Origin of the sequence: Corynebacterium sp. c25Ua_47 (assembly GCF_039907205.1) — a bacterium.
Taxonomy (GTDB): domain Bacteria; phylum Actinomycetota; class Actinomycetes; order Mycobacteriales; family Mycobacteriaceae; genus Corynebacterium; species Corynebacterium hiratae.
In genome coordinates, this window is the sequence record NZ_JASBOH010000005.1 from 86,825 (window position 1) to 99,425 (window position 12,601).

12 protein-coding genes are annotated in these 12,601 nt (G+C 64.0%); 8 read left to right on the forward strand and 4 right to left on the reverse strand.

Annotation, left to right across the window (positions count from 1 at the left end; translation table 11 throughout):
- The first annotated feature begins 1 nt into the window (after position 1).
- On the forward strand, positions 2-1,936 hold the full coding sequence (gene feoB, locus QKE52_RS06215; protein ID WP_347948404.1) for a ferrous iron transport protein B: 1,935 nt from the start codon (positions 2-4) through the stop codon (positions 1,934-1,936).
- Entirely contained in the window at positions 1,936-2,199 is a 264-nt protein-coding gene (locus QKE52_RS06220; RefSeq protein ID WP_049157080.1) for a FeoC-like transcriptional regulator, read from the forward strand. Before feoB ends, QKE52_RS06220 begins: the two co-directional genes overlap by 1 nt.
- On the opposite strand, the gene QKE52_RS06225 is transcribed toward QKE52_RS06220, so the two are convergent.
- Positions 2,177-3,664: a PH domain-containing protein gene (locus tag QKE52_RS06225; RefSeq protein ID WP_347948405.1), complete on the reverse strand. Its 1,488-nt coding sequence runs from the start codon at positions 3,662-3,664 to the stop codon at positions 2,177-2,179. The two genes, QKE52_RS06220 and QKE52_RS06225, sit on opposite strands and share 23 nt — an antisense overlap.
- Positions 3,661-4,110, reverse strand: coding sequence for a PH domain-containing protein (locus tag QKE52_RS06230; protein WP_158396983.1), 450 nt, complete (start codon positions 4,108-4,110; stop codon positions 3,661-3,663). The genes QKE52_RS06225 and QKE52_RS06230 overlap by 4 nt, the downstream gene beginning before the upstream one ends.
- 58 nt (positions 4,111-4,168) lie before the next feature.
- Between QKE52_RS06230 and QKE52_RS06235 the strand changes: the two genes are divergently transcribed.
- Both QKE52_RS06235 and QKE52_RS06240 read left to right on the forward strand, forming a co-directional pair.
- Entirely contained in the window at positions 4,169-4,429 is a 261-nt protein-coding gene (locus tag QKE52_RS06235) for a helix-turn-helix transcriptional regulator (protein WP_039673876.1), read from the forward strand.
- Positions 4,430-4,436: 7 nt separating this feature from the next.
- The gene (locus QKE52_RS06240; RefSeq protein WP_049157075.1) at positions 4,437-4,907 is read left to right on the forward strand and encodes a hypothetical protein; all 471 of its coding nucleotides are present in this window, start codon (positions 4,437-4,439) and stop codon (positions 4,905-4,907) included.
- Positions 4,908-4,912: 5 nt separating this feature from the next.
- Here QKE52_RS06240 and QKE52_RS06245 read toward each other — a convergent pair whose 3' ends face one another.
- The gene (locus QKE52_RS06245; protein ID WP_347948406.1) at positions 4,913-8,050 is read right to left on the reverse strand and encodes an error-prone DNA polymerase; all 3,138 of its coding nucleotides are present in this window, start codon (positions 8,048-8,050) and stop codon (positions 4,913-4,915) included.
- Positions 8,051-8,215: 165 nt separating this feature from the next.
- Between QKE52_RS06245 and QKE52_RS06250 the strand changes: the two genes are divergently transcribed.
- The 3 genes from QKE52_RS06250 (at position 8,216) to QKE52_RS06260 (ending at position 10,939) form a co-directional block, all read left to right on the forward strand.
- Complete coding sequence (locus QKE52_RS06250) at positions 8,216-9,106, forward strand: MetQ/NlpA family ABC transporter substrate-binding protein (RefSeq protein ID WP_049157071.1); 891 nt, start codon at positions 8,216-8,218, stop codon at positions 9,104-9,106.
- Between the two features lie 112 nt (positions 9,107-9,218).
- Complete coding sequence (locus QKE52_RS06255; RefSeq protein WP_071410164.1) at positions 9,219-10,262, forward strand: methionine ABC transporter ATP-binding protein; 1,044 nt, start codon at positions 9,219-9,221, stop codon at positions 10,260-10,262.
- Complete coding sequence (locus tag QKE52_RS06260) at positions 10,259-10,939, forward strand: methionine ABC transporter permease (RefSeq protein WP_070702157.1); 681 nt, start codon at positions 10,259-10,261, stop codon at positions 10,937-10,939. The genes QKE52_RS06255 and QKE52_RS06260 overlap by 4 nt, the downstream gene beginning before the upstream one ends.
- Here the strand turns inward: QKE52_RS06260 and QKE52_RS06265 are convergent.
- On the reverse strand, positions 10,936-11,844 hold the full coding sequence (locus tag QKE52_RS06265) for a sucrase ferredoxin (RefSeq protein ID WP_347948407.1): 909 nt from the start codon (positions 11,842-11,844) through the stop codon (positions 10,936-10,938). The two genes, QKE52_RS06260 and QKE52_RS06265, sit on opposite strands and share 4 nt — an antisense overlap.
- A 98-nt stretch (positions 11,845-11,942) precedes the next feature.
- Here QKE52_RS06265 and QKE52_RS06270 point away from each other — a divergent pair, with 98 nt between their 5' ends.
- Positions 11,943-12,596: a hypothetical protein gene (locus tag QKE52_RS06270; RefSeq protein ID WP_083312713.1), complete on the forward strand. Its 654-nt coding sequence runs from the start codon at positions 11,943-11,945 to the stop codon at positions 12,594-12,596.
- The last annotated feature ends 5 nt before the right edge of the window (positions 12,597-12,601 follow it).

The window sequence follows — 12,601 nt, forward strand, 5'->3', positions numbered from 1 at the left end:
CATGTCCACCACGAAACCCAGCTGTCACGGCGATCCGGGCGGCGCGGTAGCCCCTGCTGGCGCGCCCATCATCGCGCTCGTTGGCTCCCCCAACTCTGGCAAGTCCACTCTCTTTAACGCCCTGACCGGCGCGAAGGCGCAGACCGGCAACTGGCCGGGAACCACGGTTGAGGTCAGCCGCGGTGCGTGGAAGATCGGTGACGCAACCGCCGATCTCATCGATTTTCCCGGCACCTACTCACTCGACCCGCTCAGCCCCGATGAGGCGCTGACCCGCGCCATGCTCATCGATTGCCCAGATGATGAGCGCCCCGACGCCGTCGTCGTGGTCGTCGATGCCAGCGCCGTGGCGCGCGGCCTCAACGTCGCGCTCCAGTTAGCGGAGCAGCCCTACCGCCTCATCATCGCGCTGACGAAGACCGACGTGGCCCTCAACCAGGGCCAAACAGTGGATCCCGTTGCGCTCGCTGAATCCACCTCCATCCCGGTGGTGGTGGTTGATGGGCGTAAGCGGGAGGGCGTCGAGAAGCTGCGAGAGGTTGTTGTTGATTCTCTGGCGGCTGAGCCCGTGCAGCTGCGCGAGGACGCAGGTTTGGAGGCCCGCTTCGCGGAGTTGGATGCGGCGGCGAAGGCCTCGGTGAGCGAGGTCGAGCACGCCACGCCCCTCTCCCACCGCCTCGATGCGGTGGCCCTTCACCCGGTAGTGGGGCCGCTGCTGTTTCTGGCCGTGATGTGGGTGGTCTTCCAGATCACCACCACGGTGGCCGCTCCCCTCCAGGATGGCCTGGAGGCACTGGTCTCGGGCCCCTTGAGTGACTGGGCGCGGGCGGGGCTAGAAGCCATCGGCTTAGGCCACCCTCTCATCACGGGCCTGCTTGTCGACGGCCTCATCGGCGGCGTCGGCATGGTCCTCACCTTCGCCCCGCTCATGGCGCTGATGTTCTTGTGCTTGGCGGTGTTGGAGGATTCCGGCTACATGGCGCGTGCCGCGGTGGTCACGGACCGTCTCATGCGGGCCATCGGTCTGCCGGGCAAGGCTTTCATCCCCATTGTCGTGGGCTTTGGCTGCAACGTGCCGGCGATCTCGGCCACGCGCGTGCTGGGCAGCCCGCGGCATCGCATCATGACCGCGCTGCTCATTCCGTTTACCTCGTGCTCGGCGCGCTTGGTGGTCTTCGTCATGCTTTCGGCCACGTTTTTCCCAGATCATGCCGGCAGCGTGGTGTTCATCATGTACGTCATTTCCATCGCGCTGCTCGTGCTCGTGGGTTTGGTGCTGCGCAAGACTCTGTGGCGCGCGGTTCCGGAAGAGGCACTGGTTATTGATTTGCCGACGTACCAGCTGCCCACCGTGCGCCTAGCACTGAGCGTGATGTGGACGCGCTTGAAGGGCTTCTTGCAGACGGCCGGTGGCATCATCGTGAGCACCGTGGTCGTGGTGTGGCTGCTCATGGCCATCCCGGTGGGTGCGGCGGTCCAGGACTCCTCCTGGGGAGAACCGCCGGCGCCGGAGGATTCGGCCTACGGGGCGGTCGCGCACGCCATCGCTCCAGCCTTTGCCCCGGCCGGCTTCGACTCGTGGTCCTTGGCGGGTCCGCTAGTCACTGGTTTCGTGGCCAAGGAGGCGCTGATTTCGACGTGGGCGCAGACCTACGCGGTCGAGGATGTCACCGACGCCTCCGCGGAGGAACAATCCCATAGCGCGCTGAGCGATCACGTGCGCACGGACTTCGAGCAGGCTTCTGGCGGCCACCCCCTCGCCGCGGTGTGGGCCTACATGCTCTTCCTGCTGGCCTACACGCCCTGCGTGGCCACGATTGCCGCGCAGCGGCGAGAGATTGGCTGGCGCTGGACGCTCTTCGGCTTCGGCGTCCAGCTGGCCACAGCGTGGGTGCTGGCTGTAGCGGCCTTCCAGATTCTGAAGGTGTTTATCTAATGCCCGCCTCCCCCATCCAGGCCGTGCAGGAAGCCATCGAATCCGGCGTGCGCTCGCGGGCGGCCATCGCGGCACAGACCGGGCTGGAGCCCGGCACGGTGGACCTCATCCTGGATCACCTCACCGCCAGCGGGGTACTCGATATGGAGCCACTCGGCTCCTGCCCCGCGGGCGGATGCGGGTCCTGTTCGGCGGCCTCGGCGTGTGCCGGCCCCAGCAGCACGCGTGGGCCGGTTCTGCTTAAGCTTCGTCGCTGCCCCTAACCGCGCTGTCACGGGAGTCTTCACGTGGGTTCTGCCGCGGCTCAACCTGTGAGATGTTGACGGATGAGTCCATGGGACTTAGCGCTGACTCCATGGCAGGCAGGCGGCGGGAGCGCAGGCGGGTGAGGAGCTCGGAGGCGTCGGCAGGCGTGAGGTCTTGACCAGCCATCTTCACGGGGCCAGCCACGAGGTCGAAGCGCACGGTCCGCACGCCCGCAAGGTGCCCCAACGGCCCCACTTTCAGCGTGAGCTCCTGGATGTGCGGGGTTCCAATCACCATGACGCGGCGGTTAATGCGGCCGCGGTGCACGATGGTCACGGGAAGCGGGGAATCCACGAGCGTCACCGACTGCTGCTTGCGGTCGAGGGGGCTGATCCACGTCGCCCGGCGCGGGGAGGTATAAGTGGGCTGGGTGTGCCCTTCGGGGCGCGCGAAATCCTCAATCTGCGCACGATCCAGATCGGAGATGAGCTCTAAAAGCTCCAGCGCCTGCTCGCGGGTGCCCACCGGCAGGATGCGCGTAGAACCAGATTGCTTGCCACTGCCCTTAGCGCCGTAGCCGGCCACCGACACGTTTACTTCGTACCAGCCGAAGCGCCGCCACAGGAAAGGCTGGCTCACCCGCACGCCGTGGATGCGACTGATGCGGATGGTCTGGCGGCGGCGGTCGGCAAGGCCATAGGAGACGTTGAGGGCGTTGGCGGGGACGTCGTGAAGCGCGGTGAATTTCCAGGAGGAATCTACCAGCCCCCACACGCGCCCCACGAAACCCACAATGATGGGCAGCAGCGCGGTCCACATACCGGGGATGAAGAGCAAGCCGCCGAGGACCAGCGCGGTAATCAGCGTGGGTAGGCGCAGAGCCTCGGCGGCAATCGTGCGCAGGATGGGAATGGCCGGGATCACAGCGGCAGGGGCTTCCTCTGCCGGCCGTCCTGGCTCCTCCGCCGGTCCACCGTTCGTGCGTCGCAACAGCTCAGCGCGCAGCTCTTCCGCTTTCGCCTTGGACAGGTACTCAATTTTGATCACCGAGGACGTACCGCCGGCGGTTTCCACGCGCACCGCCGCTAGGCCTAATAGGCGAGCAATGATGGATTCCACCACGTCCACTGCCTGGATGCGCTCATAGCGCGCGGAACGAAAAGACGTCGAGATAGCCCCGTGCCGCAGAGCGATTTCATCCTCCGTGAGCTTATATCCCAGCTTGCGCCACCAGATTCCGGAGACCAGCCAAATCACCGCACACAACAGCACGAAACCGCCAACGCCTAGCAGTGTGCCACGGCCAACCTCGCCGAGGTTGCCGCCCTGTAGGTAAGACACCACATCCGAAATCATGGAGGCGTTGATATTCACCGCGAAAATGGCCACCAGCGCCAGGATCAGCGACCAAAAGCGCAGCAGCGGGGTGAGGCGGTGGACGCGGGTGTAGCCGTCGACGTCGATAAGCGCGCGGTCCTTCACAGCCCACTCATCCTCTCACGTGCCTTGACGGCGAGGCGCTCGCGCAGGGCGTCGGCGTCGGCAGCAAGGAGGCCGGGGATGGTGGCGTCGCTGCTGGGCGACGCCGTGTGCAGCTTCACCTTCTTGAGCCCCATCGCCCGCTCGACGGGGCCGGCGGTGACGTCGACGAATTGGATGCGGCCATAGGGCACGACGGTGAAGGTGTGCCAGATTTTCCCGCGGGTGACGAGCAATTCGTCGGCGGTTTCCTGCCAACCTAGGTTTTTGACCTGCGCGGGGATGAGCCAGAGCTGATAGAGCGCCCACGCAACGAGCGCTCCGGCGACCCAATAGAGCCAATCCCACCAGAAATACGCCGCCGCGGCCGCCAGGGCGGCGAGGATGACGTCCCAGCTCAAGCGCGAAATGTAGCGGGCTTTAGTGAGTGACGGGGATACGGGGTTCATGCCAACACACTAACATGAACCCTTGACAAGTCGTTGGGTTTATACAACACTGTGGTGCATGTCCCCAAAGAAAAAGCCAACCCGCCCACTATTTAACCGGGTCCGCGTGCTCCGCGTTGAACGGGACATGACGCGCGCACAGCTTGCCGACGCCATCGGGGTCAACCCCCAAACCATCGGCGCTCTCGAGCGCGGCGACCACTCCCCCAGCTTGGACCTCGCCTTCAACATCTGCGAAGTTTTCAATCTACCCGTGGAAGCCGTGTTCTCCCGGACCGAATTCACCCCCATGTCCTCCGAAATCTACCGAAAGGACTAAACCACACATGTCCGCCTCTATTCCCGATTCCGTTAAGACCCGCAAGCGCTACATCACCCTGACCGACCTGTCCACCGCCCTCATCATTGCATCCATCCCCCTGCAGTTCTGGAGCGCCTTTACCTCACTCATGGTGGCCGCCCTTGGAACTTTGCTGTGCGCGTTGATGACCGCTCGCCTCCGCACAACGATTGGTGCCGCAGACCTGCCCAGGACAGAACTGGATGAGTATCAGATGCAGCAGCACCTTGAAGCCCGCGACGACGGCCTCAAATTCTCCCTCGCAGCACTCGTCATCCTGCTTCCGGTGACTGGCCTTATCGCCTGGGGTGCCCGAACCATGCCCATCATGGACGGCGTATTCGTCTCCCAGCTCTACCTCAAAATCATCCTGCTACTCATGGTGTGGGTGCCCTTCTCCGTGGCACGTTCCCTGGCCGGAAAGATGAACCGCGACGAGCTCATCTCTAAGGAATAAGCCGCTTAGCGGAAATCCCGCGAGCCGCGCGAGAGCGCCTCACCGAAGGCCAGCGGCTCCAGCTGGTCCGCGGCAACGGTGACCGCGCCGGAGGCGTTCTGCACGATGCCGCGCACGATGAGCGCGGGCGCTGTTCGCGCGGTGACTTTATCCCGGGCCCACAGGCCTGGCGTGACCATCACGTTCATCAACCTGGTCTCATCCTCCAAACCAAAAAAGACCACCCCGCCCGCTGTCTGCGGGCGCTGGCGGTGCGTGACCACCCCGGCGATGCGCACGCGGGTGCCATCCTCCACTGCCGGCAAATCCGCCGCGGATAGGATGCCGCGGGCCTGCAATTCCCCGCGGACCTGCTCCATCGGCTGCTGGTTGTGAGTCACGCCGGTGCTCGCCACATCCGCCGCCATGAGCTCAAAGGCGCTCATCCCCGGCAAAGACGGCGCTTCAATCGCCGAAAGCCCTGGCAACATCCCCGCCCGTTCTGTTGCGGCCACGCCCGCCTGCCACAGCGCCTGGCGGCGATCCACCCCAAAGACGTCCAAGGCCCCCGCCACGGCGAGGGCCTCCACGTGATCGACGGTGAGGTCGGCGCGGCGGGAGAGATCGGGGACGTCGCCAAACGGCGCGGCCGCTTCAATGCGATCGGCGGCCTTATCACCCAACCCCTTGATGAGGTTAAGCCCCAAGCGGATACGCGCCTGACCGTCCGAGCCCACCACCACGCGCGCCTCGCGGCCCGACTCGTTGACGCTGACCGGCAGCACCTCCACCCCGTGGCGGCGGGCATCCTGAATAAGCGACTGCGGCGAGTAGAAACCCATCGGCTGCGCGCGCAGCAGGCCCACGCAAAACTGCGCCGGGTAATAGCGCTTAAACCACGCCGAAAAGTACACCAAGGAAGCAAAAGACTGCGAGTGGGACTCCGGGAAGCCATAAGCAGCGAAGGCCACAATCTTGGCCCACAACTTATCCGCCACCTCCCCGACGATCCCGTTGGTTTCCTCCAAGCCCTCATAAAAGCGCTGCTTGAGCGCTGCCATCTTGGCCGGCGAGCGCTTCGAGCCCATCGCGCGCCGCAGGTCATCCGCCTCCGCGCCGCTGAACCCGGCGGCATCAACCGCAATCTGCATGAGCTGCTCCTGAAAGAGCGGAATCCCCAGTGTCTTGCCCAGGGACTTCTCCAGCACCGGGTGGTCATAGGTCACCGGCTCCTTGCCATCGCGGCGGCGCAGGTAGGGGTGCACCGAGCCGCCCTGGATGGGGCCCGGCCGGATGAGCGCGACCTCCACCACGAGATCGAAGAAGACCCGCGGCTTGAGCCTCGGCAGCGTGCTCAGCTGCGCGCGTGATTCCACCTGGAACACGCCCACTGCATCCGCGCGGCAGAGCATGTCATAGACTTCCGGGTCAGCCAGGTCCAGCTCCCACAGGTTGACCACCCGGCCGGTGCTCTCCTCCACCAAGTCCATCATGTGGTGCAGCGCTTCGAGCATGCCCAGGCCCAGCAGGTCGAACTTCACCAGCCCGGCCGCGGCGCAATCATCCTTATCCCATTGCAGCACCGAACGATTCTCCATGCGCGCCCACTCCACGGGCACAACATCCGCAATCGGCCGGTCGCACAGCACCATGCCGCCGGAGTGAATGCCCAGGTGGCGCGGCTGACCCAGAAACTGCTCGGCCAAGCATTCAACGTCCGAAGGCGCGAGCGCAATGCCCTTCGACCAGGCATCGGCCGAGCCCTGCGGGTAGCCCAACGCGCGGGCGGCATCCCGCAACGCCCCTTTGCGGCGGTACGTAATCACGTTGGCCACCTGCGCCGCCTTCTCGCGGCCGTGCTTGGCGTAGACGTACTGGATGACTTCCTCGCGCCGGCCGGATTCAATATCGATGTCGATATCCGGCGGGCCATCACGGTCCGGGGAGAGGAAGCGCTCAAAGAGCAGTCCCGCGGAAATCGGCTCCGCGTTCGTAATCCCTAGCGCGAAGCACACCGCCGAATTCGCCGCCGAGCCGCGCCCCTGGCACAGGATGTTCTCCCGTTTACAAAAGTCCACGAGGTCACACACGATGAGGAAGTAGCCGGGAAAGCCCAGCTGCTTGACGACACCCAGCTCATACCGCATCTGCTCCCACGCCCGCTCCCGAATCTCCTCTGGGCGCGTGGCATAACGTTCGGCAGCGCGCTCAAAGGTAAGGTGCTCCAGCCAGGACATCTCGGTATAGCCTTCCGGCACGTCGAAATCAGGCAGGTTCGGGGCCAGCGCCTCCCACGTGAAGCTGCAGTCCTCGAGGACGCGGACGGTTTCGGCAATGAGCTCGGGGCGCTCAGGCAGCAGGCGCGCCATTTGTTCCCCGGAGCGCAGCCAGGACGAGCCCATGGGGTGGGAGCTGGGGGAGGCGTCGGCAAGCGCGAGGCGTCTGGACAGGGCTTGTTTGGCTCCAGCCAACCGCGCGTGTTCACGCGTGGCGGCAGCCGGGCGCGCAGTGGCAATGGCGCGCGAAACCGGCAAGGAATCCAACAGTAGGTGGTGGTCCGCGTCCTCCGGGAGCTGGGTACATGCATACTCCAGAACCATGCTGTCTATTTTTATTCCCTCGACCAAAAGATCGAAATGCTCTACCCATTCCCAGCCCACCAGGAAGAGGCACTCGTCCTGCAGCTGCGCACCAATCTCCGCCAAAGAAGGATAGGATACAGCCCCCTTCTCCCCCGCCTCCATGTGAGCGCGGGAGATAAGCCGAGATAGACGCCTATAGCCCTCCGGGGTGCGCGCCAGGACGGTCAGCGGGGCTGGGTCGAGGCTGAGCTCCGCCCCGAAGACCGCAGGCAGGCCAACGTTGGCGGCGGCCTCCGCAAACTTCATAAGACCATAGAATCCATCCCGATCTACCAGCGCAATCCCCCGCAGGCCCAGCTCGACGGCGCGCGCCACAAGCCCCTCCGGCTCGGAAGCGCCACACAGAAAGCTATAGGAGCTCACCGCATGTAGCTCCGCGAAAGGCACGGCGGAATGCCCCACCTTCGGCACGTCCGTGGCCTGCGGTAGGTGGTCCACCGAGACCGGGACGGGCCCCGGGCGACCAGAGAGAATCCTCTCCACCCGGGACCACGGCAGCGCCTCACCCCCATTGAATCTCATAGCCCCACACACTATATTCGAACACAGGTTCCAGTCAAGGTTTTCGTTGAACAATTCTCCGAATAGACAAAGCGGTTCAATCGTTGCTAGTTTTTCGTGCAGCGCACAAATCCTGCGGTGACACGACTTGCCGCACAAACCAAGAAGGGACACTAGGAACCCACCATGAGCATCCGTCGCGTACTTGCTGCCACCTCGGCAGCCGTCATCGCCGCAACCGGCCTGGTTGCTTGCTCCTCGGACTCCGCTGAGTCCAAGGATTCCGGCGAGGCCATCACCAAGGACTCCACCATCACCATCGGCACCACTGACGCCAACATGGAAGAGTGGGCCGTCTTCCAGGACCTGGCCAAGGAAGCCGGCTACGACGTCAAGCTGGAGAACTTCGCCGACTACAACACTCCGAACCAGGCTCTGGACCAGGGCCAGCTGAGCACCAACAAGTTCCAGCACCTGAAGTTCCTGGCTGAGTACAACAAGGGCAACGGCACCGATCTGGTCCCGCTGGCCTCCACCGAGATCTACCCGCTGGCCATCTACTGGAAGGACCACAAGGATCTCGCTGGCATCGAGGGCCAGGAAGTCGCCATCCCGAACGACTCCACTAACCAGGGCCGCGCCATCGGCCTGCTGGTTCAGGAAGGCCTGGTCACTCTCAAGGAGAACAGCCCGCTGACCCCCACCCCGCTAGACATCGATGAGGACAAGTCCAAGGTTAAGGTCACCCCGGTAGATGCTGCCCAGACCCCGGCCGCCTACGGCGAGGGCAAGCCGGCTGTCATCAACAACTCCTTCCTCGAGCGCGCCGGCATTGACCCGAAGTCCGCCGTCGCTCAGGACGACCCAGACTCCGCCGAGGCTGAGCCCTACATCAACGTCTGGGCCGTGCGCGCCGACGACGCCGACAACGAGGCCCTTCACGAGCTGGCCAAGCTGTGGAAGGACCCGAAGGTCACCGAGGCCGTCCTGAAGTCCTCCGGCGACACCGCCGTGGCCGTCGACCGCTCCCAGGAAGAGCTCCAGGAAATCCTGGACCGCCTCGAAGAGCAGGTCTAAGCCCCGCGTAATCCACATGTCCCCCGCGCTCACGCTTGATTGCGTGACCCGGGGGATTTTGCCCGTTACTCCCTCCTCACTCATCACACGGACACGTACAAAGGAAACCCACGTGACTGAACAAACTGGCGCCCACCGGGGCACCCGGATTGAATTCCGCAACATCACCAAAGTCTTTAAAAACAAGAAAACCACCACCACCGCACTCGATAATGTCTCCCTGACCGTCGAGCCTGGCGAAATCATCGGCATCATCGGTTTCTCCGGCGCGGGTAAGTCCACGCTGGTGCGCATGATCAACGGTCTGGATAAGCCGACCTCGGGGCAGCTGCTTCTCGACGGCACCGATGTCGTCCCCCTCCCCGAATCCAAGCTGCGCGGCATCCGCCGCAACATCGGCATGATCTTCCAGCAGTTCAACCTCATGTCCTCGCGCACCGCGGCGGGCAATATTGAGTACCCGCTGAAGCTGCAGGGCGTCGAGAAGCAGGAGCGTAAAAAGCGCGTCCAGGAACTGCTGGAATTCGTCGGCCTGGCGGACAAGGGCGATAACTACCCGGAGCAGCTCTCCGGCGGCCAGAAGCAGCGCGTCGGCATCGCCCGCGCCCTGGCTAATAACCCTTCCCTGCTGCTGGCGGACGAGGCCACCTCGGCGCTCGACCCCACCACCACCCACGAGGTGCTCGACCTGCTACGCAAGGTCAACCGCGACCTCGGCATCACCATCGTGGTCATCACCCACGAGATGGACGTCGTTCGCTCCATCGCCGACAAGGTAGCCGTCATGGAAAACGGCCACGTCATCGAGGCCGGCAGCGTCTATGAGGTCTTTTCCAATCCGCAGACCAAGGTGGCGGAGAAGTTCGTGGCCACCTCGCTGCGCAACACCCCGGACGTCGTTGAGGCCGATGACCTGCTGGCCCACGAGGGCCGCCTGTTCACCATCAACTTGACGGAAAAGTCGGGCTTCTTCGACGCCGCCGGCAAGCTCGCGGACCAAGGCGTGTCCATCGCCGTGGTCCACGGCGGCATCACCACCTTGCAGAAGCATTCCTTCGGCAAGATCACCGTGCGCCTCAACGGCCCGGATGCGGCCATCGAAGATTTCTACGCACACATGCAACGCACCACCGATATTGAGGAGATCCAACGATGAACGTCACCTACCTCGCGCAGGCCAATTGGGACCGACTGGGCAGCACGCTTGTCGACGCCATCAAGGACACCCTCATCATGGTCGCCACCACCCTGGTGGTCGCCGGCATCATCGGCTTGGTTCTCGGCATCCTGCTCTACACCACCCGCCCGGGCGGCATCCTGCAGAACAAGCCCATCTACTTCATCATCAACATCCTGGTGAACTTTGTTCGCCCGATTCCCTTCATCATCTTGCTGGCCTTTGTCCAGCCGCTGACGGTGGCGGTGCTGGGCAGCTCTATCGGCCGTGAGCCGGCCACGTTCGTCATGGTGATTGCGGCTACCTTCGCGGTGGCGCGCATCGTGGAGCAGAATCTCGTGGCGCTGGACCCAGGCGTGATTGAAGCAGCCCGCGCGATGGGCGCTTCGCCGTGGAAGATCATCACCACGGTCATCATTCCGGAGGCGCTGGGCCCGCTGGTGCTGGGCTACACCTTCCTGTTCATCGGCATCGTCGATATGTCCGCGATGGCCGGCTACGTCGGCGGCGGTGGCTTGGGTGACTTCGCCATCGTCTACGGCTACCGCGCCTTCGAGTGGGAGGTCACCGTGGTGGCTACCCTCATCATCATTGTGCTGGTGCAGGCAGCGCAGTTCTTTGGCAACTGGCTCTCGGCCAAGATTATGCGCCGCTAACCGCGCGCCGCGTCCTGCGACGCGGCGCGTAGGATACGGACGCGGCGCGCGGCATAGAAACGAGAGGTCTTCGGTTCGTCTCCGCAGGAGGAGACGACGCCGGAGGCCTCTTTTTCTTCGAGTTCTACGTCCCATGCACGGCCATCACGGTGGCGCACAACGACGCCATTTCGCGCGGCGGGGTTTTCCGTTGCGGTGTTTTCCGCTGCGTCGACGGTGAGGTCGCCGTAGTGGAGGGGCTCGGAGGCGTCGAGAAGCTGGCGTGCCACCGCAAGCTCCGCCACTTGCCCTTGGGGCGTGGTGAGGCCGGAACCGCGGTTGGCGGGGTAGAAATACTCGCCGTGCAGCGCCTTGCCCACGAGCTCGCGGCCAGCTTCCACGTTGAGGCGGCCAAAGGAATAGCCCCACGGCATCAGCAGCACCGACGGCGCGAAGCGGTGCCCCTTGGTGTGGGAGGTTTCCCACACGGTCTCCTCAAATTCGCATGCCAGGGAGGCAGCAAGCGGGCGGCCCTTGATTGCGCAGCAGGCATCGCGCTTGGCGTGGGTGCACACGAGCACCAGCGGCAGGCACGTGCCGGTGGGGTGCTCCAGATCCAGATCGAGGATGTCCTCCGGGCCGTTCAGGACGTAATCCTGCACTAACCCCTCGCGTGCCCACACGACGAAACAACGGAAGTGCCCCGTCCCCCGCTCGTGCCCGGCGCGCCCGGGGCGGCGAATGAGCTGCAGGCCCGCCACGCCTTTGAGCTTGGCCTTGAGCTTCTCGGTGAGGCCTGGGCCAAAAGTACGACCATCCAGCACGTCGCGAGACCAGGCCGTAGGCCACTCAAAAAGGACATAAACAGATTCTTGTTTAGCGGTACCAGCCAGGGGCTCGACCTGGACATCGGAGCAGAAGGTCATGGCGCCATCTTAACTGGTATCACTCCTTTCACAACAATGTGGTTACGATGTTTACTTCAATGCATAGAATGTCTCGCGGTACCGCTACCCTCGGAGTTATGCCGAAACACAATCTCTTGCGCACAGCCGCCCCCGTGGCCGCACTCGTTGTCTCGGGTGCGCTCGTGCTTCAGGGATGCGCTCCGTCTTCCTCCTCGGACGGCGGTACCGACGGCCCCACGAAGACTCTCGACGCTACCTTGTCCGGCGCCTCCACCTCCACTGCCACAGTCACTCCTGCTGCCCCCTCCCCCGCCGCACCGGCTGGGCTGACTCCGCTGGGCGACGCCAACATGGAGATGAAAACCCTCCGCCCACCGGCTCCCTCGGAGCTGGTGGTGACCGATGTCCGCGTGGGCAAGCATGAAGGTTTTGACCGCGTGGTCTTCGAATTCGTCGGGAACGGTTCACCGGGCTGGTTCATTGATTACACCGATGCCCCCGCCCAGCAGGGCTCCGGCAACCCGATTCCTTTCAAGGGTTCCACCGCGCTCGACGTCAGCATCGACGGCACTGCTTATCCCTTCCAGCTCGATATGGAAGACCCGAATATCGGCACCGTAAACGGCGCCGGCGGGCTGGTAACCCAGGTGGTCAGCGGCGGTACCTTCGAGGCTCGCTCGCAGTTCGTTATCGGGCTTAATGAACGCCACCCGTACTCGGTTCAGGTGCTCACGGGGCCGACGCGCCTGGTCATCGACATCTTGAATTAAGCCGT

Bases quoted from the DNA above. Each gene is read 5' to 3' on its own strand.
- feoB (WP_347948404.1), top strand. From the start codon at position 2: ATGTCCACCACGAAACCCAGCTGTCACGGCGATCCGGGCGGCGCGGTA.
- QKE52_RS06220 (WP_049157080.1), top strand. From the start codon at position 1,936: ATGCCCGCCTCCCCCATCCAGGCCGTGCAGGAAGCCATCGAATCCGGC.
- QKE52_RS06230 (WP_158396983.1), bottom strand. From the start codon at position 4,110: ATGAACCCCGTATCCCCGTCACTCACTAAAGCCCGCTACATTTCGCGC.
- QKE52_RS06235 (WP_039673876.1), top strand. From the start codon at position 4,169: ATGTCCCCAAAGAAAAAGCCAACCCGCCCACTATTTAACCGGGTCCGC.
- QKE52_RS06240 (WP_049157075.1), top strand. From the start codon at position 4,437: ATGTCCGCCTCTATTCCCGATTCCGTTAAGACCCGCAAGCGCTACATC.
- QKE52_RS06245 (WP_347948406.1), bottom strand. From the start codon at position 8,050: ATGAGATTCAATGGGGGTGAGGCGCTGCCGTGGTCCCGGGTGGAGAGG.
- QKE52_RS06250 (WP_049157071.1), top strand. From the start codon at position 8,216: ATGAGCATCCGTCGCGTACTTGCTGCCACCTCGGCAGCCGTCATCGCC.
- QKE52_RS06260 (WP_070702157.1), top strand. From the start codon at position 10,259: ATGAACGTCACCTACCTCGCGCAGGCCAATTGGGACCGACTGGGCAGC.
- QKE52_RS06265 (WP_347948407.1), bottom strand. From the start codon at position 11,844: ATGACCTTCTGCTCCGATGTCCAGGTCGAGCCCCTGGCTGGTACCGCT.
- QKE52_RS06270 (WP_083312713.1), top strand. From the start codon at position 11,943: ATGCCGAAACACAATCTCTTGCGCACAGCCGCCCCCGTGGCCGCACTC.